The organism is Streptococcus sp. 1643 (assembly GCF_006228325.1).
Taxonomy (GTDB): domain Bacteria; phylum Bacillota; class Bacilli; order Lactobacillales; family Streptococcaceae; genus Streptococcus.
On sequence record NZ_CP040231.1, the window covers coordinates 135,001 to 155,474 of the forward strand.

The 20,474-nt window shown below is 42.5% G+C and carries 22 protein-coding genes and 7 tRNA genes (1 of these 29 running past the window's edge); 28 read left to right on the top strand and 1 reads right to left on the bottom strand.

What is annotated here, in order from left to right:
* From FD735_RS00750 to FD735_RS00815, 14 genes are all read left to right on the top strand, one after another.
* Window positions 1-32: transfer RNA gene (locus FD735_RS00750), tRNA-Met, on the top strand; it begins 42 nt to the left of the window's first position.
* Window positions 33-35: 3 nt separating this feature from the next.
* Window positions 36-108 (top strand) — tRNA-Phe (locus tag FD735_RS00755).
* 17 nt (window positions 109-125) lie between these two features.
* A tRNA-Tyr gene (locus FD735_RS00760) sits at window positions 126-206 on the top strand.
* Between the two features lie 11 nt (window positions 207-217).
* A tRNA-Trp gene (locus FD735_RS00765) sits at window positions 218-288 on the top strand.
* A 14-nt stretch (window positions 289-302) separates the two neighbouring features.
* A tRNA-His gene (locus tag FD735_RS00770) sits at window positions 303-375 on the top strand.
* A gap of 13 nt (window positions 376-388) precedes the next feature.
* Window positions 389-460: transfer RNA gene (locus FD735_RS00775), tRNA-Gln, on the top strand.
* A gap of 9 nt (window positions 461-469) precedes the next feature.
* Window positions 470-553, top strand: a tRNA-Leu gene (locus FD735_RS00780).
* A gap of 183 nt (window positions 554-736) precedes the next feature.
* Window positions 737-2,014 carry a gamma-glutamylcysteine synthetase gene (locus FD735_RS00785; protein WP_125414851.1) on the top strand — a complete coding sequence of 426 codons (1,278 nt, stop codon included), beginning with the start codon at window positions 737-739 and terminating at the stop codon, window positions 2,012-2,014.
* Window positions 2,015-2,089: 75 nt separating this feature from the next.
* Window positions 2,090-3,574 carry a threonine synthase gene (gene thrC / locus FD735_RS00790; protein ID WP_139658253.1) on the top strand — a complete coding sequence of 495 codons (1,485 nt, stop codon included), beginning with the start codon at window positions 2,090-2,092 and terminating at the stop codon, window positions 3,572-3,574.
* A gap of 60 nt (window positions 3,575-3,634) precedes the next feature.
* Window positions 3,635-4,915: an MATE family efflux transporter gene (locus FD735_RS00795; RefSeq protein WP_139658254.1), complete on the top strand. Its 1,281-nt coding sequence runs from the start codon at window positions 3,635-3,637 to the stop codon at window positions 4,913-4,915.
* A 3-nt stretch (window positions 4,916-4,918) separates the two neighbouring features.
* Complete coding sequence (locus FD735_RS00800) at window positions 4,919-5,530, top strand: HAD family hydrolase (protein WP_139658255.1); 612 nt, start codon at window positions 4,919-4,921, stop codon at window positions 5,528-5,530.
* A 174-nt stretch (window positions 5,531-5,704) separates the two neighbouring features.
* Window positions 5,705-6,916: a LysM domain-containing protein gene (locus tag FD735_RS00805; protein ID WP_139658256.1), complete on the top strand. Its 1,212-nt coding sequence runs from the start codon at window positions 5,705-5,707 to the stop codon at window positions 6,914-6,916.
* Window positions 6,917-7,112: 196 nt separating this feature from the next.
* Window positions 7,113-7,538 (top strand): MarR family winged helix-turn-helix transcriptional regulator, encoded by a 426-nt coding sequence (locus FD735_RS00810; protein WP_139658257.1) that lies wholly within the window; start codon window positions 7,113-7,115, stop codon window positions 7,536-7,538.
* Between the two features lie 10 nt (window positions 7,539-7,548).
* Entirely contained in the window at window positions 7,549-7,911 is a 363-nt protein-coding gene (locus FD735_RS00815; RefSeq protein WP_045616566.1) for a DUF1304 domain-containing protein, read from the top strand.
* 40 nt (window positions 7,912-7,951) lie between these two features.
* On the opposite strand, the gene FD735_RS00820 is transcribed toward FD735_RS00815, so the two are convergent.
* Window positions 7,952-8,809, bottom strand: a complete 858-nt coding sequence (locus tag FD735_RS00820; protein ID WP_139658258.1) for a DUF975 family protein — start codon at window positions 8,807-8,809, stop codon at window positions 7,952-7,954.
* Between the two features lie 116 nt (window positions 8,810-8,925).
* On the opposite strand from FD735_RS00820, the gene tgt reads away from it, so the two are divergent.
* The 14 genes from tgt to FD735_RS00890 all read left to right on the top strand — a co-directional run bounded on the left by tgt (window position 8,926) and on the right by FD735_RS00890 (window position 20,473).
* Entirely contained in the window at window positions 8,926-10,068 is a 1,143-nt protein-coding gene (gene tgt / locus FD735_RS00825; RefSeq protein WP_139658259.1) for a tRNA guanosine(34) transglycosylase Tgt, read from the top strand.
* Window positions 10,069-10,201: 133 nt separating this feature from the next.
* Window positions 10,202-12,019 (top strand): acyltransferase family protein, encoded by a 1,818-nt coding sequence (locus tag FD735_RS00830; RefSeq protein WP_061421837.1) that lies wholly within the window; start codon window positions 10,202-10,204, stop codon window positions 12,017-12,019.
* Between the two features lie 140 nt (window positions 12,020-12,159).
* A complete protein-coding gene (nagA, locus tag FD735_RS00835; RefSeq protein WP_001134437.1) occupies window positions 12,160-13,311 on the top strand; it encodes an N-acetylglucosamine-6-phosphate deacetylase in 1,152 nt (383 codons plus the stop codon).
* Between the two features lie 151 nt (window positions 13,312-13,462).
* Window positions 13,463-13,828, top strand: a complete 366-nt coding sequence (locus FD735_RS00840; protein WP_061421836.1) for a DUF1033 family protein — start codon at window positions 13,463-13,465, stop codon at window positions 13,826-13,828.
* 61 nt (window positions 13,829-13,889) lie between these two features.
* Window positions 13,890-14,831, top strand: coding sequence for a competence type IV pilus ATPase ComGA (gene comGA, locus FD735_RS00845; RefSeq protein WP_061421835.1), 942 nt, complete (start codon window positions 13,890-13,892; stop codon window positions 14,829-14,831).
* Window positions 14,779-15,795 (top strand): competence type IV pilus assembly protein ComGB, encoded by a 1,017-nt coding sequence (gene comGB / locus FD735_RS00850; RefSeq protein WP_081102569.1) that lies wholly within the window; start codon window positions 14,779-14,781, stop codon window positions 15,793-15,795. The genes comGA and comGB overlap by 53 nt, the downstream gene beginning before the upstream one ends.
* A gap of 1 nt (window position 15,796) precedes the next feature.
* Window positions 15,797-16,120, top strand: coding sequence for a competence type IV pilus major pilin ComGC (gene comGC, locus FD735_RS00855; RefSeq protein ID WP_061421834.1), 324 nt, complete (start codon window positions 15,797-15,799; stop codon window positions 16,118-16,120).
* A complete protein-coding gene (comGD, locus tag FD735_RS00860; RefSeq protein ID WP_176553041.1) occupies window positions 16,083-16,517 on the top strand; it encodes a competence type IV pilus minor pilin ComGD in 435 nt (144 codons plus the stop codon). The genes comGC and comGD overlap by 38 nt, the downstream gene beginning before the upstream one ends.
* A complete protein-coding gene (gene comGE, locus FD735_RS00865; RefSeq protein ID WP_139658261.1) occupies window positions 16,480-16,782 on the top strand; it encodes a competence type IV pilus minor pilin ComGE in 303 nt (100 codons plus the stop codon). The genes comGD and comGE overlap by 38 nt, the downstream gene beginning before the upstream one ends.
* A complete protein-coding gene (gene comGF / locus FD735_RS00870; RefSeq protein ID WP_139658262.1) occupies window positions 16,745-17,206 on the top strand; it encodes a competence type IV pilus minor pilin ComGF in 462 nt (153 codons plus the stop codon). Before comGE ends, comGF begins: the two co-directional genes overlap by 38 nt.
* A complete protein-coding gene (gene comGG, locus FD735_RS00875; protein WP_139658263.1) occupies window positions 17,184-17,597 on the top strand; it encodes a competence type IV pilus minor pilin ComGG in 414 nt (137 codons plus the stop codon). Before comGF ends, comGG begins: the two co-directional genes overlap by 23 nt.
* A 32-nt stretch (window positions 17,598-17,629) precedes the next feature.
* On the top strand, window positions 17,630-18,220 hold the full coding sequence (locus FD735_RS00880; RefSeq protein ID WP_176553042.1) for a class I SAM-dependent methyltransferase: 591 nt from the start codon (window positions 17,630-17,632) through the stop codon (window positions 18,218-18,220).
* Between the two features lie 58 nt (window positions 18,221-18,278).
* Window positions 18,279-19,232 (top strand): class I SAM-dependent methyltransferase, encoded by a 954-nt coding sequence (locus FD735_RS00885; RefSeq protein ID WP_139658264.1) that lies wholly within the window; start codon window positions 18,279-18,281, stop codon window positions 19,230-19,232.
* Between the two features lie 50 nt (window positions 19,233-19,282).
* The gene (locus FD735_RS00890; protein WP_139658265.1) at window positions 19,283-20,473 is read left to right on the top strand and encodes an acetate kinase; all 1,191 of its coding nucleotides are present in this window, start codon (window positions 19,283-19,285) and stop codon (window positions 20,471-20,473) included.
* The last annotated feature ends 1 nt before the right edge of the window (window position 20,474 follow it).

The window sequence follows — 20,474 nt, forward strand, 5'->3', positions numbered from 1 at the left end:
GAAGGTCGTAGGTTCAAATCCTGCTCCCGCAATTTGGCTCGGTAGCTCAGTTGGTAGAGCAATGGATTGAAGCTCCATGTGTCGGCGGTTCGATTCCGTCTCGCGCCATATTTTATTTATAACTTGGAAGGGTAGCGAAGAGGCTAAACGCGGCGGACTGTAAATCCGCTCCTTCGGGTTCGGGGGTTCGAATCCCTCCCCTTCCATTACTTTAGTTACGGGCATAGTTTAAAGGTAGAACTAAGGTCTCCAAAACCTTCAGTGTGGGTTCAATTCCTACTGCCCGTGTTAATATGATTATGGCGGGTGTGGTGAAGTGGTTAACACACCAGATTGTGGCTCTGGCATGCGTGGGTTCGATCCCCATCACTCGCCTATTTTATATTATTGGGGTATAGCCAAGCGGTAAGGCAAGGGACTTTGACTCCCTCATGCGTTGGTTCGAATCCAGCTACCCCAGTTACTATTTGCCGGCGTGGCGGAATTGGCAGACGCGCTGGACTCAAAATCCAGTGTCCGCAAGGACGTGCCGGTTCGACCCCGGCCGCCGGTATAGTAATAACGACAAGGTTTTCGGACCTTGTTTTTTGATTTAGTGAAGATTTTGATATTTTTTCTTTAAGTACAGATAACTGATGAATCATCTTTTTATTCTTATTCTAGTCATTTTTAGTGTATTTTTGGTATAATATTACTTATTCACAATTTGTTTTGATTATGAAAGTGTTGGTGTTTGATGTCTCGTTCGATTGAGTTGCTTAAGAAGCGCTACTTAGAAAATATAAAAGAGAAACCTGATTTATTTGTGGGAATTGAGCTAGAGTATCCTGTTATTAATTTAGAGGGTAATGCTACAGATAGTGAAGTTGTTAAGGATCTCTTTCGGTATTTACCATCAGTTCTGGGTTTTACGATCGAAAAAGTAGATGATTTTGGAAATCCAATTCAGTTACTTGATCCAGTTAGCCAAGATACTATCTTATTCGAAGTTTCCTATACAACTATCGAGTTTGCCTTTGGTAGGGCGGAATCCATCCAAGAGGTTGAAGTGCGTTTTCGAGATTACATGAATCTGATTCAGAAAAAGTTGGGTGAGGCAAATCATGCCATTATTGGTTCTGGAATCCATCCATACTGGGAGAAGAATGAGAATCAACCGGTTGCTTATGCACGCTATCAGATGTTAATGAACTATTTGAAGTTGAGTAGAACTTTTCTAGGGGAGGATTTACACGATTACCCGGAATATGGTGCTTTTATCTGTGGAAGCCAAGTTCAATTGGATGTTTCAAAGTCTAACTATTTGCGTGTTATCAACGCATTTACTCAGATCGAAGCTGCAAAAGCTTATTTGTTTGCCAATTCTGAGTTTTCAGGGGCAAATTGGGATACCAAAATTTCGAGAGATATTTTTTGGGAAGAATCTATGCACGGGATTTATTCTGAAAATGTAGGCGTCAATGCCAGACTCTTCAAAGACGAGAATGATTTTTTTGATTATCTAGATCATTCTGCAATCTTTACTGCGGAACGTGATGGCGAAACCTATTATTTTTATCCAATTCGAGCAAAAGATTACTTAGGGACTCCGAAAATTCATGCCTTCGCCCTTGATGGGAGGGAGATCCTTCTTTATCCTCAGGAGGAGGATTTCCAAACTCATCGTAGTTACCAGTACCAAGATTTGACAACTCGGGGTACTATTGAGTTTCGTAGTGTCTGTACGCAACCCTTGAATCGTAGTTTTGCTGCGACGGCTTTTCATTTGGGTTTGTTGGTTCATTTAGACAAGCTTGAAGCTTACTTGCGAACTGCTCCATTTTTTACCACAGCTGGTCGTGATTATAAGCTTTTAAGACGACAATTTTCTAAGAAGAAACTTACAGATCAGGAAGAAGCTGCGATTCTCGAGTTTTCTAAAGACTTACTCATCCTAGCTGAGGAAGGTTTGGAGAAAAGAGATAAGCAAGAAATGGTTTATTTAGAGCCTTTGAAGAAAGAATTGGGATTATAATTTCTCTTATAAAGGGAGAATTTTCTGAAAAATCGTGATATAATGGAAGAGACTATAGATAAAGGATAGAGATTCATGACATTAGTTTATCAATCAACGCGTGATGCCAATAATAGAGCAACTGCCAGCCAAGCTATTTTGCAAGGTTTGGCGACGGACGGTGGTCTGTTTACTCCGCTTACTTATCCAAAGGTGGATTTGGACTTTGACACATTAAAAGATGCTTCTTACCAAGAAGTGGCTAAATTAGTTTTATCAGCATTTTTAGATGACTTTACGGCTGAGGAGTTGGACTACTGTATCAACAATGCCTACGATAGCAAGTTTGATACTCCAGCTATTGCGCCATTGGTGAAACTGGATGGGCAATACAACTTGGAATTGTTCCATGGTTCAACGATTGCCTTTAAGGATATGGCCTTGTCTATCTTGCCATACTTTATGACGACAGCCGCTAAAAAGCATGGTTTGGAGAACAAGATTGTCATTTTGACAGCGACATCTGGTGATACTGGGAAAGCTGCTATGGCGGGGTTTGCCGATGTGCCTGGTACTGAGATTATCGTTTTTTATCCAAAGGATGGTGTCAGCAAGGTACAAGAGTTGCAAATGACTACTCAGACTGGCGACAATACTCATGTTATCGCTATCGATGGAAACTTTGATGATGCGCAAACCAATGTGAAGCACATGTTCAACGATGTAGCTCTTCGTGAAAAGTTGGCTGCCAATAAACTGCAATTTTCATCAGCTAACTCTATGAACATTGGTCGTTTGGTACCACAGATTGTTTATTATGTTTATGCCTACGCTCAGTTGGTCAAGTCTGGTGAGATTGTGGCTGGTGAAAAGGTCAACTTCACAGTACCAACAGGAAACTTTGGAAATATTTTGGCTGCCTTTTATGCTAAACAAATCGGTCTTCCAGTTGGCAAATTAATCTGTGCTTCAAATGACAATAATGTTTTAACTGACTTCTTCAAGACACGTGTTTATGATAAGAAACGTGAGTTTAAAGTAACAACTAGTCCATCTATGGATATCTTGGTATCTTCAAACTTGGAGCGTTTGATTTTCCATCTTTTGGGGAATGATGCGGTTAAGACAGCTGAACTCATGAATGCCTTGAGTACACAAGGACAATATGAATTGACAGACTTTGATGCAGCGATTCTGGAACTCTTTGCAGCTGAATATGCGACTGAGGAAGAAACTGCGGCAGAAATTAAACGTGTTTATCAAACAGATGCTTACATCGAGGACCCACACACCGCGGTTGCCTCAGCTGTTTATAGAAAATACCAAGCAGCTACTGGCGATGCGACTAAGACAGTGATTGCATCAACAGCTAGTCCATACAAGTTCCCAGTGGTTGCCGTAGAAGCGGTAACAGGAAAAGCAGGCTTGACTGACTTTGAAGCCTTGGCTCAATTACATGACATTTCAGGAGTGGCAGTGCCACCAGCGGTTGATGGCCTTGAAACAGCTCCAGTTCGTCATAAAACAACAGTGGCAGCTGCTGACATGCAAGCAGCGGTTGAGACTTATCTAGGACTTTAAGACAGAGGGAGTAAACTCGGTTGGGAAACCAACTGAGTTTCTTTTCATCAGGAGGAAGGATTGTTTAAGAAAAATAAAGACATTCTTAATATTGCATTGCCAGCTATGGGTGAAAACTTTTTGCAGATGCTTATGGGCATGGTGGATAGTTACTTGGTCGCTCACTTGGGCTTAATCGCTATTTCAGGTGTTTCAGTCGCTGGCAATATTATCACCATTTACCAGGCGATTTTTATCGCTCTGGGAGCTGCTATCTCCAGTGTTATTTCAAAAAGTTTGGGGCAGAAAGATCAGTCCAAGTTGGCTTATCACGTGACAGAGGCTCTCAAGATAACTCTATTGCTGAGTGCACTTTTAGGCGCTTTATCCATCTTTGCTGGGCAAGAGATGATAGGATTTTTGGGAACTGAGCAGGAGGTGGCTGAGAGTGGTGGACTTTACCTATCTTTGGTGGGTGGATCGATTGTTCTCTTAGGCTTGATGACCAGTCTAGGTGCCTTGATTCGTGCAACGCATAATCCGCGTCTACCTCTCTATGTAAGTCTGTTATCCAATGCCTTGAATATTCTTTTTTCAAGTCTAGCTATTTTTGTCCTTGATATGGGGATAGCTGGTGTTGCTTGGGGGACTATCTTGTCTCGCTTAGTCGGTCTTGTGATTTTGTGGTCGCAATTAAAGCTTCCTTTTGAGAAACCGACTTTTGGACTCGATAAAGACTTACTGACCTTGGCATTGCCAGCAGCAGGAGAACGTCTCATGATGCGGGCTGGAGATGTAGTGATTATTGCCTTGGTTGTTTCTTTTGGGACGGAGGCAGTAGCGGGGAATGCAGTTGGAGAAGTCTTGACCCAGTTTAACTACATGCCTGTCTTTGGTGTCGCTACGGCAACGGTCATGCAGGTGGCTCGAGCAGTTGGAGAGGATAACTGGGAAAGAGTAGACGAGGTAAGCAAGCAAACCTTTTGGCTTTCTCTGCTTCTCATGTTGCCCTTAACTCTCAGTATCTATGCCTTGGGGACACCATTGACTCATCTCTATACGACGGACCCTATAGCAGTTGAAGCGAGCGTTTTGGTGGCACTGTTCTCTCTACTAGGAACTCCCATGGCGACAGGGACAGTTATATATACGGCAGTGTGGCAGGGATTGGGAAATGCTCGCCTCCCCTTTTATGCGACAAGTATTGGGATGTGGTGTATCCGTATAGGGACAGCCTATCTTATGGGTATTGTTCTTGGTTGGGGCTTGCCTGGTATTTGGGCAGGGACTCTCTTGGATAATGGTTTCCGTTGGTTATTTCTACGTTACCGTTACCAGCGTTATATGAGCTTGAAAGGATAGGAGATGCAAAAAATAGCCTTTATTTGGGATTTAGACGGGACTTTATTGGACTCTTACGAAGCGATTTTGTCAGGGATTGAGGAGACCTTTGCTCAATTTTCTATTCCTTATGATAAGGAAAAAGTGAGAGAGTTTATCCTCAGGTACTCTGTGCAGGATTTGCTGGAGCAGGTAGCAGAAGAGAGAAATCTGGATGCGGAAGTACTCAATCAGGTGCGTGCCCAGAGTCTGGCTGAGAAGAATACTCAGGTAGTTTTGATGCCAGGTGTGCGTGAAGTGCTAGCTTGGGCAGACCAAGCAGGGATTCAGCAGTTTGTCTATACTCATAAGGGGGACAATGCTTTTGCCATTCTCAGAGACTTGGGGTTGGAATCCTATTTTACAGAGATTTTAACCAGTCAGAGCGGTTTTGAGCGGAAGCCAAGTCCAGAAGCGGCTACCTATCTGTTAGACAAGTATCAGCTGGATCCTGATAACACCTATTATATAGGGGACCGGACTTTGGATGTGGAATTTGCCCAGAATAGTGGCCTTCAAAGCATCAACTTTTTAGAGTCTTCTTATGAAGTGAATCACAGGATTCAAGCACTGGCAGATATTCCTCGTATTTTCTAGGATTAGGAGCGAGAAGATTGTGTCAGTTTTATGACAGAAACCTAACAAACTATTTCAAGTAATCGAGTTTGTTACAGGGAATAGACAGTTCTGTTAAATAGGCCCGAGAGGGCTTTTTTTCTGCTTTTTTTGTGTTATGATAGACAGGTACTCATTTGAAAGGAATATGAACGAATGAAGAAAAGAATTATTTTAGCCTCAACAGTAGCCTTATCTCTTGCTCCCGCATTAGGAGCTAAAGCTCAAGAAATCTCTTGGACAGCTCGTACCGTTGAGCAAATCCAAAATGACGTGACGAAAAACGAAAACAAAAACAGCTATACAGTTCAGTATGGTGATACCCTGAGCACGATTGCAGAAGCTTTGGGAGTAGATGTGACCGTTCTTGCTAATTTGAACAAAATCACCAATATGGACTTGATTTTCCCAGATACTGTCCTCACTACAACTGTCAATGAGGCAGAAGAGGTAACGGAAGTTGAAATCCAAACTCCTCAAGCAGACGCTAGTGAAGAAGTGACGACTGCGACAGCTGATTTGACGACGAATCAAGTAACAGTCGATGAACAAACAGTTCAAGTAGAAGACCTTTCTCAACCAATTGAGGAAGCTCCAACTGCAACAGAGATTGAAAAACCAGCAGAAGTAGCGTCAAGTTCAGAAGTTTCTGAGACAGCGACAGTTGCTGAAGAGACACCATCTACAGAAACACCAGTAGCTGAAGAAACAGCAGAAGCGACTCCAGAGGAAGCACCAGTAGCAGAAACAACTAGTCCAGTTGAAGAAGCTCCAAAAGTGGCGACTCCAGCGACCGAAGAAACGGTAGCAACAACTCCAGCAGAAGCACCAGTAGCAGCTGCTCCAACAACTGAAACACCTGCTGATACAACAGGATCAAGTGCAGCAGAAGAAACAGCAGCATCAACAGCAACTTCTGACACTGCAACTTCGACTTATCAAGCAGAGCAAAGCCAAACTCCTTCAAGAACTTATTCAGCTCCAGCGGCTCCTGACTATGCAGGACTTGCTGTAGCTAAGTCTGAGAATGCTGGTCTTCAATCACAAACTGCAGCCTTTAAAGAAGAAGTAGCCAACTTGTTTGGGATTACATCCTTTAGTGGCTACCGTCCTGGTGACAGTGGGGACCATGGTAAAGGTTTGGCCATCGACTTCATGGTTCCAGTGAGTTCAGCACTTGGTGATCAAATCGCGGAATATGCAGTCAAAAATATGGCTAGCCGTGGTATCAACTATATCATCTGGAAACAACGTTTCTACGCTCCATATGATAGTAAATATGGACCAGCCTATACGTGGAATCCAATGCCAGACCGTGGTAGCGTAACCGAAAACCACTATGACCACGTTCACGTTTCAATGAACTAATCATTAAAATGGAAGTTGGGAACTGATTGAGTTCTCGCTTCTTTTTTTGTGTCATTCCTTTAGGGTAAAAGGGATAAATATGAGGAAGTGAGTAATATTTCAAGAGAATGTAAGCATATTACTTGATTTATTTTTTGGATTACATTATACTTGATAAGTCAATCGTTGATAAATCAACTTTAAAGGGGAAAGATTTATGGTAGAAATCCATGATTTACTGTATCAACTACGATTAGCAGATCAGTCTATGACACAATTATTCGAACGCCAATTGGGAATTAGTCTGACTCGTTATCAAATCTTATGTTTCTTAATCGATCAGTCACCGTGTAATCAAATAGCAGTTCAGGATAGATTGAAGATTGATCAGGCTGCCTTGACACGGCACTTTAAAATTTTGGAAAAGGAAGGTTTGGTTAATCGACGTCGAAATCCTGAAAACCAGAGGGAGGTTTTGGTGGAAGTCACAGACTTTGTGAGAGAACAACTAGTAACCAACTCTCCTCAACAACATATAAACGTAAAAAATCAGATGGAGAGTGTACTTACAAAAGGAGAGCGAGAAGAGTTCAGTCGCTTGTTAGAAAAGTTGATATCTGGCTTAGAAGAGATAAAAATTTAAGGAGAAGAATATGTCTATTTTTACAATTGTTTTAGCAACTATCGTTGCTTTGGAGCATTTTTATATTTTTTATTTGGAAAGTGTGGCTACGCAATCAGATACTACTAGTCGCGTGTTTAATGTGGATAAAGAAGAACTAGCTCGTCCGTCAGTGAGTTCATTGTTTAAAAATCAGGGGATTTATAATGCTTTGATAGGTGTCTTTCTCTTGTACGGGATTTATTTCTCGCAAAGTTTGGAAATTGTGACCATCTTTGTTTTATTTGTGCTTGGTGCAGCGACCTACGGTTCTCTAACAGCAGACAAGAAGATTATTCTGAAGCAAGGCGGACCCGCTATTTTGACTTTACTGAGTATTTTGCTTTTGAAATAAGAAAACCAGCGTCTTTCAGGACGCTGGTTTTTGTAGGTTCTTATCCATTTCGACGTTTACGGGCTAGTAGGGCTCTGTAAAAGAAGATATGATTGTTTTGGATATAGGGAAGGAGTGAAAAACTAGCAATTCCAAAGGTGAGCCAATTGAGGAAGTACCAAGGAAGTAGTTGTAAGTCGAGGACAAAGCGCTGAAATTTGTAACCTTTCACCAAGAAACGGCTGGTTTTAAGGATTTGACGGGGTTTAGCCTGCCCTAAATCTAGAGTATCGCAGAGGAGGAATTCTACCTGCGAGTAGGCATAATGTTGCGGGATATAGAGGGCATTTCCTACAATCATCAAGATGAGGCTCGCAAAAAAGTAGAGCCCAAAGGTCATAAGGAATTGCTCGTTTTCAATAGATGAGAGGTCTAGTTTTGGAAACTCAGGATGTAGGGCAACAAATCTTCTAGCCAAGAGATTGCTATAAAAGAGGAAATAAATGCCTACTAAGTTTGGAATGCTCCATAAAAAGAGGTAGAAACGTTTGAGGAGCAGAGTTAGGAAGGTTTGCGAGAAGCGCTCTTCAGCAAAGAGGGCCAGGCTTGATTTTACTGAGAGTTCCGTATCAGGATCCTTGAGGAGTCGGAGTGTCGCAAAGGCAGCACCTGCTAGAAAAATCGTGCTCATAAAAGAAACCACTAATGGGAAGAGATAGACTTGGAGTACTTGTGCCAGCATGCTGAAAAAGGATTGCTCTAAAACACTTTCTTGGAGACGAGCCAAGGGGTTGAGAAAGCCTGACAAGATGACCAACATACTAGGAAGGAGATAGACCAGAAGGAGGCGGGGATTTTCAGCCTGAAATTGCCTAGCCTGCAGACGAATAGTTTTTAAATCAATTTTTGGGTATTTCATTCTCTCATTATACCATAGTTCGTGACAGTTCCTGGTTTTTTTGATAAAATCATACAGTATGCCTTTGGGCACAAAGTATGAACTGGGACTGTTTTTCCCAGCTTCGGAGGTAAAAAATGTCAGATTCACCAATCAAATACCGTTTGATTAAGAAAGAGAAACACACGGGAGCTCGCCTGGGAGAAATCATCACCCCGCACGGTACCTTCCCGACACCTATATTTATGCCAGTTGGGACCCAAGCTACTGTAAAAACCCAGTCACCAGAGGAGTTGAAGGAGATGGGATCAGGGATTATCCTCTCTAATACCTATCATCTCTGGCTTCGCCCTGGAGATGAACTCATCGCACGCGCAGGTGGTCTCCACAAATTTATGAACTGGGATCAACCAATTTTGACAGATAGTGGTGGCTTCCAGGTTTATTCCCTAGCAGATAGCCGAAATATCACCGAAGAAGGAGTAACCTTTAAAAACCATCTCAATGGTTCCAAGATGTTCCTATCACCAGAAAAGGCCATCTCTATTCAGAATAATCTAGGCTCCGACATCATGATGTCCTTTGACGAATGTCCTCAGTTTTACCAACCTTATGACTACGTTAAGAAATCAATCGAGCGTACTAGCCGTTGGGCTGAGCGTGGTTTGAAGGCTCACCGTCGTCCACAGGATCAAGGTTTGTTTGGAATTGTACAGGGGGCAGGATTTGAAGACCTTCGTCGTCAGTCGGCTCACGACCTTGTCAGCATGGATTTCCCTGGATACTCTATCGGTGGTTTGGCAGTAGGAGAAACGCATGAAGAGATGAATGCCGTCTTGGATTTCACAACTCAACTGCTACCTGAAAACAAACCTCGCTATTTGATGGGTGTCGGAGCGCCAGATAGCTTGATTGATGGAGTTATTCGTGGTGTGGATATGTTTGACTGTGTCTTGCCAACTCGTATCGCTCGTAATGGGACTTGTATGACCAGCCAAGGTCGTTTGGTTGTCAAAAATGCCCAATTCGCTGAAGACTTTACGCCACTGGATCCTGAGTGTGATTGCTACACATGTAAGAACTACACACGCGCCTACCTTCGTCACTTGCTCAAGGCTGATGAAACCTTCGGTATCCGCTTGACTAGTTACCACAATCTCTACTTCTTGCTCAATCTGATGAAGCAGGTCCGCCAAGCCATCATGGATGACAATCTCTTGGAATTTCGTGAGTATTTTGTAGAAAAATATGGCTACAACAAGTCAGGGCGCAATTTCTAAAGTGTAAAAATAGAATGCCAAAATCCTAAGTTTTCTCTTAGGATTTTTCCTATTTTTTTGATAGAATAGGGAGTATAATGGAATGGAAATTAGGTGGTGTTTTGCTTCCTAATTTAATGGAGAATAGACTCGTATGCGTATTAAATGGTTTTCCTTGATTAGGATTACAGGTTTACTTTTGGTGCTTTTGTACCACTTCTTTCAAACGATCTTTCCTGGAGGATTCTTTGGGGTAGATGTCTTTTTCACTTTTTCAGGATTTTTGATCACCTCCCTCCTTTTAGAAGAATTTGGGAAGGCACGCCAGATCGATTTGCTGGGCTTTTTTAAGAGACGGTTTTACCGCATCGTGCCACCTGTGGTGCTGATGGTTTTGGTGACCATGCCTTTTACTTTCTTGGTTCGTCAAGACTATGTTGCTGGAATTGGTGGCCAGGTTGCTGGAGTTCTCGGTTTTATGACCAACTTCTACGAAATGTTAACAGGGGGAAGTTATGAATCCCAGTTCATTCCGCATCTCTTTGTTCACAACTGGAGTCTAGCTGTTGAGGTTCACTACTATATCCTTTGGGGCTTAGCGGTTTGGTTCTTATCGAAACGTTCAAAATCTAGTAGTCAATTGAGAGGGATGGTCTTTCTCCTTTCTGCTGGAGCTTTTATCATTAGCTTTTTCTCCATGTTTATTGGTAGTCTAATGGCGAGTTCCTATTCATCTGTCTACTTTTCAAGTTTGACCCATGTCTATCCCTTCTTTTTAGGAAGCATTTTGGCGACAGTTGTGGGGGTTCGTCAGACGAGCGATTTAGTCAAGCAGTTTGACCGGATGTGGGACCTTCGTCAAAATCTACTGGTGTTTGCTGCTGGGCTTTTGGTGTTAGTGCTCTTGACTTTCTTTGTCAAGTTCACCTACCTGTTTGCGTACTTATTTGGCTTCTTGCTAGCAAGTTTAGCGGCAGTGACCATGATTTTTGCTGCGCGTGTCTTGCATGAGAAAACGCCTGAGATACAAGAACCTCGGATCATTACATTTTTAGCGGATACCAGCTACGCGGTTTATCTCTTCCACTGGCCTTTTTATATTATCTTTTCTCAGTTGATGAGTAATCTGCCTGCTGTTATTCTGACAATCATTTTTTCTTATTTCTTTGCTATCCTATCCTTCTATATTATTGAGCCATTGATTGCCGGTAAATCCAATCCTTTAATACGGAAGATTAGTCGATTGCCTCATATTAAACCAATTAGTGCTGGTGCTGCTGGCATTCTTACCTTGATTACCTTGATTATCATAGCTGTGGCTCCTCAAGTTGGAGCTTTTGAGACAGACTTGATGGTCAATGGTTTCAAACAAGCCCAGACCAATATAGGACAAACAAAGACTCTTGCTGAACAAGCTGAACTGAGTCGTCTAGGAATTTCTGAGGGAACAAGCCTAATAGGAGATTCGGTAGCCTTGCGTGCCAATACAGCCTTACATGAGGCACTTCCTGAAGCGAATATCAATGCCCAGGTTAGTCGAACGACCAAGCAAGCCAATGACATCATGCTCAATAACAGTCAGAACAAGGCACTGCTAAAAACAGTCGTCATTGCAACGGGAGTCAACAATCCTGAAGGTTATAAGAATGATTTGGACAGCATCGTGAACAATCTACCGAAAGGATACCATCTGATACTGGTGACACCTTATGAGGGAGACAAGAGCAAGGACACTTACACATCAGTGGAGCAGTATGCGGCTTATGCACGGGAATTAGCTGAAAAGAATCCTTACGTGAGCATCGCTGACTGGAATAAGGTTGCTAAGGAACACCCTGAAATCTGGGCTGGAACTGACCAAGTTCACTTTGGAAATGATAGCAACATGATTGAAGAAGGTGCTAAACTTTACGCAGAGACGATTGCAGCTGCTGTTAAGGCTGCTCAAGAACTACCTGTAAAATCAAAATAAAATTAAAGAGTTGGAGAAATCCAGCTCTTTTAAAATATCCACGAAAAATAGGTCTATACCATTTACAAATGAAAAAGAAAGGTTTATAATGTAATTGACATAATAAATTCTAGAATCAATCTATCAAGGAGGTTATCATTATGCCTAATTATATTAAAGCGGATCAGTTTTTCTACCCACACGGAGTTCGTCGTGGCGGTTACTTGGAACTTGTGGATGGCAAGTTTGGTAAACATGTAGAACAGATTCCTGAAGGAGCTGAGGTGATTGACTATACAGGTTATAGCATTGCCCCAGGACTTGTGGATACCCACATTCATGGATTTGGCGGTGTGGATGTCATGGATAATAACATTGAAGGAACCCTTCATACCATGAGTGAAGGATTGCTTAGCATGGGTGTTACCAGCTTCTTGCCAACGACGTTGACTTCCTCTTACGAGCAGTTGCTTGCGGTAACTGAAAATATCGGTGCTCGTTACCAGGAAGCCAGTGGAGCCAAGATTCGTGGAATCTATTTTGAAGGGCCTTATTTCACAGAGAAATACAAGGGGGCTCAAAACCCTGCCTATATGAAAGACCCTCGTATGGATGAGTTTCGTGCTTGGCAAAAAGCAGCCAATGGCTTGCTCAATAAAATCGCCCTTGCGCCAGAACGCGAAGGTGTAGAAGACTTTGTTCGTACGGTTACGGGGGAAGGTGTGACCGTTGCTCTTGGACACTCAAATGCGACTTTTGATGAAGCTAAAAAAGCAGTCGATGCTGGAGCAAGCGTTTGGGTACATGCCTACAATGGGATGCGTGGGTTGACTCACCGTGAGCTCGGTATGGTGGGAGCAATGTATGAATTGCCACATACTTACGCTGAATTGATTTGTGATGGTCACCACGTAGATCCAAAGGCCTGTGACATTTTGCTCAAGCAAAAAGGAACTGAAAATATCGCCCTTATCACAGACTGTATGACAGCTGGTGGCTTGGAAGACGGTGACTACATGTTGGGAGAATTCCCAGTAGTCGTGGCTAATGGAACTGCTCGCCTCAAATCGACAGGCAATTTGGCAGGTTCTATACTCAAACTTAAGGACGGTTTGAAGAATGTGGTCGAATGGGGCATTGCGAATCCACATGAAGCAGTCATGATGGCCAGCCTCAACCCAGCAAAATCTGTTCACATCGATGATGTTTGTGGTCAAATCCGTGAAGGTTACGATGCCGACTTTATCGTACTAGACAAAGATTTGGAATTGGTAGCAACCTACCTAGACGGTGTGAAACGTTATCAAGCCTAAGAAGATAAAATAGGGGTCAATAAAGGACTCCTATTTTTATGATAGGCTGAAAAGGTATTTAAAGAAGTCTTCCTAGAGGGAAAGGCAAGCAAAATCCTTTTCTTGTAATTAAAAATTAGATATAATATACGATACAAAGGAAGTAGTAAGAATGTATCGTGTTATAGAAATGTATGGGGACTTTGAACCGTGGTGGTTCATAGAAGGTTGGGAAGAAGATGTCATCATGAGTCAATCTTTTGACAAGTATTATGATGCTCTAAAATATTATAAATCACGCTGGTTTGAGCTGGAAAAGAAGAATCCTCTTTATAAGAGTCGGAGTGATTTGATGACTATTTTTTGGGATCCTGCTGATAAACGCTGGTGTGATGAGTGTGATGAGTATTTGCAGCAGTACCATTCTTTGGCACTTTTACAGGATGAGCAAGTCATCCCCGATGAAAAGCTACGTCCAGGCTACGAAAAACAAACAGGTCAAGAAAAACACCGTTCTTGCCGTATGAAATGGAGATAAAAAGTAACTTTTTAAGTTGCTTTTTTTATTTTTTTGCGAATAGTTAGATAAGGAGGGCGGTATGGTACAAGAAATTGCACAGAAAATTATTGCTACTGCGAAAGAAAAGAAGGCTCAGGATATCTATTTTATCCCCAAGGAAAAGTCCTACGAGCTTCACATGCGGGTTGGAGACGAACGGTGTCTAATTGATTCCTATGAGTTTGAGGTTTTAGCTGCAGTGATTAGTCATTTTAAGTTTGTAGCGGGTATGAATGTAGGAGAGAAGAGACGTAGTCAGCTGGGATCTTGCGACTATCAGCATGGGGAGAAGAAGTCTTCTCTGCGTTTGTCTACCGTGGGAGATTATCGGGGACATGAGAGTTTGGTCATTCGTTTGTTGCACGATGAGGAGCAGGAGCTGCATTTCTGGTTTCAGGATATGAACGAACTGGGTGAGCAGTACAGGCAACGGGGCCTCTATCTCTTTGCAGGTCCAGTCGGCAGTGGCAAGACGACCTTGATGCACGAATTAGCCAAGTCCCTCTTTAAGGGGCAGCAAGTTATGTCTATCGAAGACCCAGTAGAAATCAAGCAGGAAGACATGCTCCAATTGCAGTTGAATGAGGCGATTGGATTGACCTATGAAAATCTGATCAAACTGTCTCTCCGACATCGTCCGGATCTCCTGATTATCGGTGAAATTCGTGACAGCGAGACGGCGCGTGCAGTGTTCAGAGCTAGTTTGACAGGTGCGACGGTCTTTTCAACCATTCATGCCAAAAGTATCCGAGGTGTTTATGAACGCCTTCTGGAGTTGGGTGTGACGGAGGAGGAACTAGCAGTTGTTCTGCAAGGAGTCTGCTACCAGAGATTAATCGGGGGAGGAGGAATCGTTGACTTTGCAAACAAAGACTATCAAGAACACCAGCCAACTAGCTGGAATGAGCAGATTGATCAGCTTCTTAAAGATGGACATATCACAAGTCTTCAGGCTGAAACGGAAAAAATTAGCTACAGCTAAGCAGAAGAAAATCATCACCTTGTTTAACAACCTCTTCTCCAGTGGCTTTCATTTGGTGGAAATTATTTCTTTCTTGGGAAGAAGTGCCCTGCTAGAAAAGGACTATGTGGCCCAGATGCACCAAGGCTTGGCTCAGGGGAAATCATTCTCAGAAATGATGAACAGCTTGGGCTTTTCAAGTGCTATTGTGACCCAGTTATCTCTAGCTGAAGCCCATGGAAATCTTCACCTGAGTTTGGGAAAGATAGAAGAATATCTGGATAATTTGTCCAAGGTCAAGAAGAAGTTAATTGAAGTAGCGACCTATCCTTTGATTTTACTGGGATTTCTCCTGCTAATCATGTTGGGGCTCAGGAATTATTTGCTCCCCCAACTGGACAGTAGCAATATTGCCACTCAAATCATCGGCAATCTGCCACAAATATTTCTGGGACTAGTGCTGGTTTGCTCTCTATCTTTACTTTTAGCCCTCACTTTTTACAAAAGAAGTTCCAAGATGCGGGTCTTCTCGATGTTAGCGCGGATTCCCTTTCTAGGAATCTTTGTCCAGACCTATCTGACGGCCTATTACGCGCGTGAATGGGGCAATATGATTTCACAGGGGATGGGGCTGACGCAGATTTTTCAGATCATGCAGGAACAGGGTTCTCAGCTCTTTAAAGAAATCGGTCAAGATCTGGCTCAAGCCCTGCAAAATGGTCGCGGATTTTCTCAGACTATAGGAACCTATCCTTTCTTTAAAAAGGAGTTGAGTCTCATCATCGAGTATGGAGAAGTCAAGTCCAAGCTAGGGAGTGAGTTGGAAATCTATGCAGAAAAGACTTGGGAAGCCTTTTTTACCCGAGTCAACCGCACCATGAACTTAGTACAGCCACTGGTTTTTATCTTTGTGGCCCTGATTATCGTTTTACTTTATGCGGCAATGCTTATGCCCATGTATCAAAATATGGAGGTAAATTTTTAAAATGAAAAAACTCATGACAAAATTAAAAAAAGCCAAGGTTAAAGCTTTCACTCTGGTAGAGATGTTAGTCGTCTTGCTCATCATCAGCGTTCTTCTCTTGCTCTTTGTACCCAATTTGACCAAGCAAAAGGATGCCGTTGATGACAAAGGAAAAGCTGCTGTTGTCAAGGTTGTGGAAAGCCAGGCAGAGCTCTATAGTCTGGACAAGAATGAAGATGCCAGCCTCAGCAAATTACAAGCGGACGGTCGTATCACAGCTGAGCAAGCTAAAGCTTATAAAGACTACCATGCAAAACAAAAAACAAGTCAAACTGTTGCAGATTAAGGCCTTTACTATGCTGGAAAGTCTCCTTGTTTTGGGACTTGTGAGTATACTTGCCTTGGGCTTGTCCGGTTCTGTTCAGTCCACTTTTGCAGCGGTGGAGGAGCAGATTTTCTTTATGGAGTTTGAAGAACTCTATCGGGAAACGCAAAAACACAGTGTAGCTAGTCAGCAAAAGACCAGTCTGAACCTAGATGGGCAGATGATCAGTAACGGCAGTCAAAACTTGATCGTTCCAAAAGGAATTCAGGCACCATCAGGACAAAGCATTATATTTGACCGAGCTGGGGGCAATTCGTCCCTGGCTAAGGTTGAATTTCAGACCAGCAAAGGAGCGATTCGCTATCAATTATATCTAGGAAATGGAAAAATTAAACGTATTAAGGAAACAAAAAATTAAGGCAGTAATCTTACTAGAAGCAGTAGTAGCTTTGGCTGTGTTTGCCAGCATTGCGACCCTTCTTTTGGGACAAATCCAGAAAAATAGGCAGGAAGAGGTAGAAATCTTGCAAAAGGAAGAAGTCTTGCGTGTGGCGAAGATGGCTCTGCAAACAGGGCAAAATCAGGTAAACATAAATGGAGTGGAGATTCAGGTGTTTTCTAGTGAAAAAGGAGTGGAGGTCTATCATGGTTCAGAGAAGTTACTCGACCTTAAAGAGCAGTAAGGTAAGAGCGTTCACTCTTTTAGAATCTCTGATTGCTCTTATCGTCATTAGCGGAGGCTTGCTCCTCTTTCAAGCTATGAGTCAGCTCCTCATTTCAGAAGTTCGTTACCAGCAGCAAAGCGAGCAAAAGGAGTGGCTCTTGTTTGTGGACCAGCTAGAGACTGAGTTAGAGCGTTCGCAGTTTGAAAAGGTGGAAGCCAATCACCTCTATGTGAAGCAAGATGGCAAGGATATCGCTATGGGCAAGTCCAAATCAGATGATTTTCGGAAAACCGATAGCAGCGGACGGGGCTACCAACCTATGGTTTATGGACTCAAATCAGCACAGATTATAGAAGAAAATCAATTGGTTCGCTTTCGTTTCCAATTTCAAAAGGGCTTAGAAAGGGAGTTCATCTATCGTGTGGAAAAAGCAAAAAGTTAAGGCAGGTGTCCTTTTATATGCAGTCACCATGGCAGCCATCTTTAGTCTATTGCTACAGTTTTATTTGCATCGGCAGGTCGCCCATCACAAAGACTATACCCTAAACAAAGAAAAGTTTGCTGCTTTTGCCATGGCCAAGCGAAGTAAAGATAAGGCTGAGCAAGAAAGTGGGGAACGAGTCTTCAACTTAGGAAAAGTCACGTATCAAAATACGAAAACAGGTTTTGCAACAAGTGTTCGTATGAATAAGGGCAACTATGAATTTCTCTTTCCTCTGATGAAAATCCAAGAAAAGAAAACAGCTAAAAAGGAAGAGGTAGCGACTGATTCAAGCAATCAAGCAGGGAAGAAAAAATCAGAAGAAAAGCCTGAAAAGAAAGCCAATTCCTAGGCAATTCAACTTCTTTGTGTTACACTAAAAGCATGAAACACGATTTTAATCACAAAGCAGAAACCTTTGATTCGCCCAAAAATATCTTTCTTGCAAACTTGGTTTGTCAAGCAGTTGAAGCACAGATTGATTTTCTATCAGACAAGGCAATACTGGACTTTGGTGGAGGGACGGGTCTATTAGCTTTGCCCCTGGCCAAACAGGCCAAGTCGGTTACCCTTGTGGACATTTCAGAGAAAATGCTGGAGCAAGCCCGTTTGAAAATAGATCAGCAAGAAATCAGAAATCTTCAACTCTTGGAGCAGGATTTACTGGTGAATCCCTTAGAGCAACAATTTGACCTGATTGTTGTCAGTCGGGTTCTTCATCATATGCCTGATCTAGATGCAACTCTTGCCATGTTTTACCATCACCTTAGGGAGAATGGACAAGTTCTCATCGCTGATTTTGTCAAGACAGATACCAACCATCATGGTTTTGATTTAGCTGAACTGGAAAATAAGTTAATTCAGCAGGGTTTTTCATCTGTGCATAGTCAGATTCTCTATAGTGCTGAAGGTCTTTTCCTAGGAAATTACGCAGAGCTCTTTTTAACAGTAGCCCAAAAATCACTCGCTGACTAAAGCAGTGATTTTTTCTCTTCAGATGGAAAAAATAGGGGAATTTTGATAAGATAGGAATATGGATTTTGAAAAAATTGAACAAGCTTATACGTATTTACTAGAGAATGTCCAAGTCATCCAAAGTGATTTGGCGACCAACTTTTATGATGCCTTAGTAGAGCAAAATAGTATCTACCTAGATGGCGAGACAGAGCTGGAGCAGGTCAAGGAGAACAATCAAGCCCTTAAGCGCTTAGCGCTTCGCAAGGAAGAGTGGCTCAAGACCTACCAGTTTCTCTTGATGAAGGCAGGACAAACGGAACCTTTACAGGCCAATCACCAGTTTACACCAGATGCCATTGCCCTCCTCTTGGTACTTGTTGTAGAAGAGTTGTTTGAACAAGAGGAAATTAGCATCCTCGAAATAGGTTCTGGTATGGGGATTTTGGGGGCTACTTTCTTGACTTCTCTCTCTAAAAAAGTAGATTACTTGGGAATCGAAGTGGATGATTTGCTGATTGATTTGGCAGCAAGTATGTCAGATGTGATTGGTTTACAGGCTGGTTTTGTTCAAGGAGACGCCGTTCGTCCGCAAATGCTTAAAGAAAGCGACGTGGTCATCAGCGACTTGCCTGTAGGCTATTACCCAGACAATGCCATCGCTTCTCGCTATCAAGTGGCTTCTAGTCAAGAGTATACCTATGCCCACCATTTGCTAATGGAACAAGGCCTCAAGTACCTTAAGTCAGATGGCTATGCAATTTTTCTAGCTCCGAGTGATTTATTGACCAGTCCTCAAAGTGATTTATTAAAAGGGTGGCTCAAAGACGAAGTGAGTCTGGCTGCTATCATCGCTCTGCCAGAGGATATTTTCTCAACTGCAAGCCAAGCTAAAAGTATTTTTGTCTTACAGAAGAAAATAGACAAGGAAATAGAACCCTTTGTCTACCCTCTTACTAGCTTGCAAGATCCGTCAGTTTTGTTGACCTTTAAAGAAAATTTTCAAAATTGGAGCAAAGGTACTGAAATATAAAAGAGATTTTGTTATAATAGATGAAAACGCTTAAAAAGAGGTATCATCTTATGACAAAAACAATTGCAATCAATGCAGGAAGCTCAAGCTTGAAATGGCAACTTTATCAAATGCCTGAGGAAAAAGTTTTGGCTAAAGGCTTGATTGAACGTATTGGATTGAAAGATTCCATTTCAACAGTAAAATTTGACGGTCGTTCGGAGCAACAAATTCTTGATATTGAAGACCATACACAAGCCGTTAAAATTTTATTGGATGACTTGATTCGTTTTGACATTATCAAAGGGTACGACGAAATTACAGGTGTCGGCCACCGCGTCGTTGCAGGTGGTGAATATTTCAAGGAATCAACAGTTGTTGAGGGAGATGTGTTAGAAAAAGTTGAGGAATTGGGACTCTTGGCCCCCCTTCACAATCCAGCTAACGCAGCTGGAATTCGCGCATTTAAGGAATTGCTGCCAGATATTACCAGTGTTGTCGTATTTGATACCTCATTCCACACAAGCATGCCAGAAAAGGCTTATCGCTACCCTCTACCAACTAAGTATTACACTGAGAACAAGGTTCGTAAATACGGAGCCCACGGGACAAGTCACCAGTTTGTCGCAGGAGAAGCAGCGAAACTTTTGGGCCGTCCTCTAGAAGATTTGAAATTGATTACCTGCCATATTGGTAACGGGGCTTCTATCACAGCTGTTAAGGGTGGGAAGTCTGTGGATACTTCTATGGGATTCACACCACTCGGCGGTGTGATGATGGGAACTCGTACAGGAGATATTGACCCTGCTATCATCCCTTATCTCATGCAATATACAGAGGATTTCAATACCCCAGAAGATATTAGTCGCGTTCTTAATCGTGAATCAGGGCTCATGGGAGTTTCTGGTCAGTCAAGCGATATGCGTGATGTGATTGCTGCCATGGAAGCAGGAGACCATGATGCGACTTTAGCTTATGAAATGTATGTTGATCGTATCCAAAAACATATCGGCCAATACCTTGCAGTCCTAAATGGAGCAGATGCGATTATCTTCACAGCAGGTATCGGTGAAAATGCAGCTTTGGTTCGTGAGGATGTCATTTCAGGTATCTCTTGGTTTGGTTGTGATGTGGATCCAGAAAAGAACGTCTTTGGCGTAACGGGAGACATCTCAACTGACGCAGCGAAAATCCGTGTCTTGGTTATTCCAACAGATGAAGAATTGGTGATTGCACGCGATGTTGAACGCTTGAAAAAATAAG

Coding starts and splice junctions, on each gene's coding strand:
- FD735_RS00890 (WP_139658265.1), top strand. CDS start 19,283: ATGACAAAAACAATTGCAATCAATGCAGGAAGCTCAAGCTTGAAATGG.
- tgt (WP_139658259.1), top strand. CDS start 8,926: ATGTCAGATTCACCAATCAAATACCGTTTGATTAAGAAAGAGAAACAC.
- FD735_RS00885 (WP_139658264.1), top strand. CDS start 18,279: ATGGATTTTGAAAAAATTGAACAAGCTTATACGTATTTACTAGAGAAT.
- comGC (WP_061421834.1), top strand. CDS start 15,797: ATGAAAAAACTCATGACAAAATTAAAAAAAGCCAAGGTTAAAGCTTTC.
- FD735_RS00805 (WP_139658256.1), top strand. CDS start 5,705: ATGAAGAAAAGAATTATTTTAGCCTCAACAGTAGCCTTATCTCTTGCT.
- FD735_RS00820 (WP_139658258.1), bottom strand. CDS start 8,809: ATGAAATACCCAAAAATTGATTTAAAAACTATTCGTCTGCAGGCTAGG.
- FD735_RS00810 (WP_139658257.1), top strand. CDS start 7,113: ATGGTAGAAATCCATGATTTACTGTATCAACTACGATTAGCAGATCAG.
- comGA (WP_061421835.1), top strand. CDS start 13,890: ATGGTACAAGAAATTGCACAGAAAATTATTGCTACTGCGAAAGAAAAG.
- FD735_RS00785 (WP_125414851.1), top strand. CDS start 737: ATGTCTCGTTCGATTGAGTTGCTTAAGAAGCGCTACTTAGAAAATATA.
- comGD (WP_176553041.1), top strand. CDS start 16,083: ATGCAAAACAAAAAACAAGTCAAACTGTTGCAGATTAAGGCCTTTACT.
- comGB (WP_081102569.1), top strand. CDS start 14,779: ATGGACATATCACAAGTCTTCAGGCTGAAACGGAAAAAATTAGCTACA.
- comGE (WP_139658261.1), top strand. CDS start 16,480: ATGGAAAAATTAAACGTATTAAGGAAACAAAAAATTAAGGCAGTAATC.
- FD735_RS00830 (WP_061421837.1), top strand. CDS start 10,202: ATGCGTATTAAATGGTTTTCCTTGATTAGGATTACAGGTTTACTTTTG.
- comGF (WP_139658262.1), top strand. CDS start 16,745: ATGGTTCAGAGAAGTTACTCGACCTTAAAGAGCAGTAAGGTAAGAGCG.
- FD735_RS00840 (WP_061421836.1), top strand. CDS start 13,463: ATGTATCGTGTTATAGAAATGTATGGGGACTTTGAACCGTGGTGGTTC.
- nagA (WP_001134437.1), top strand. CDS start 12,160: ATGCCTAATTATATTAAAGCGGATCAGTTTTTCTACCCACACGGAGTT.
- FD735_RS00815 (WP_045616566.1), top strand. CDS start 7,549: ATGTCTATTTTTACAATTGTTTTAGCAACTATCGTTGCTTTGGAGCAT.
- thrC (WP_139658253.1), top strand. CDS start 2,090: ATGACATTAGTTTATCAATCAACGCGTGATGCCAATAATAGAGCAACT.
- FD735_RS00880 (WP_176553042.1), top strand. CDS start 17,630: ATGAAACACGATTTTAATCACAAAGCAGAAACCTTTGATTCGCCCAAA.
- FD735_RS00800 (WP_139658255.1), top strand. CDS start 4,919: ATGCAAAAAATAGCCTTTATTTGGGATTTAGACGGGACTTTATTGGAC.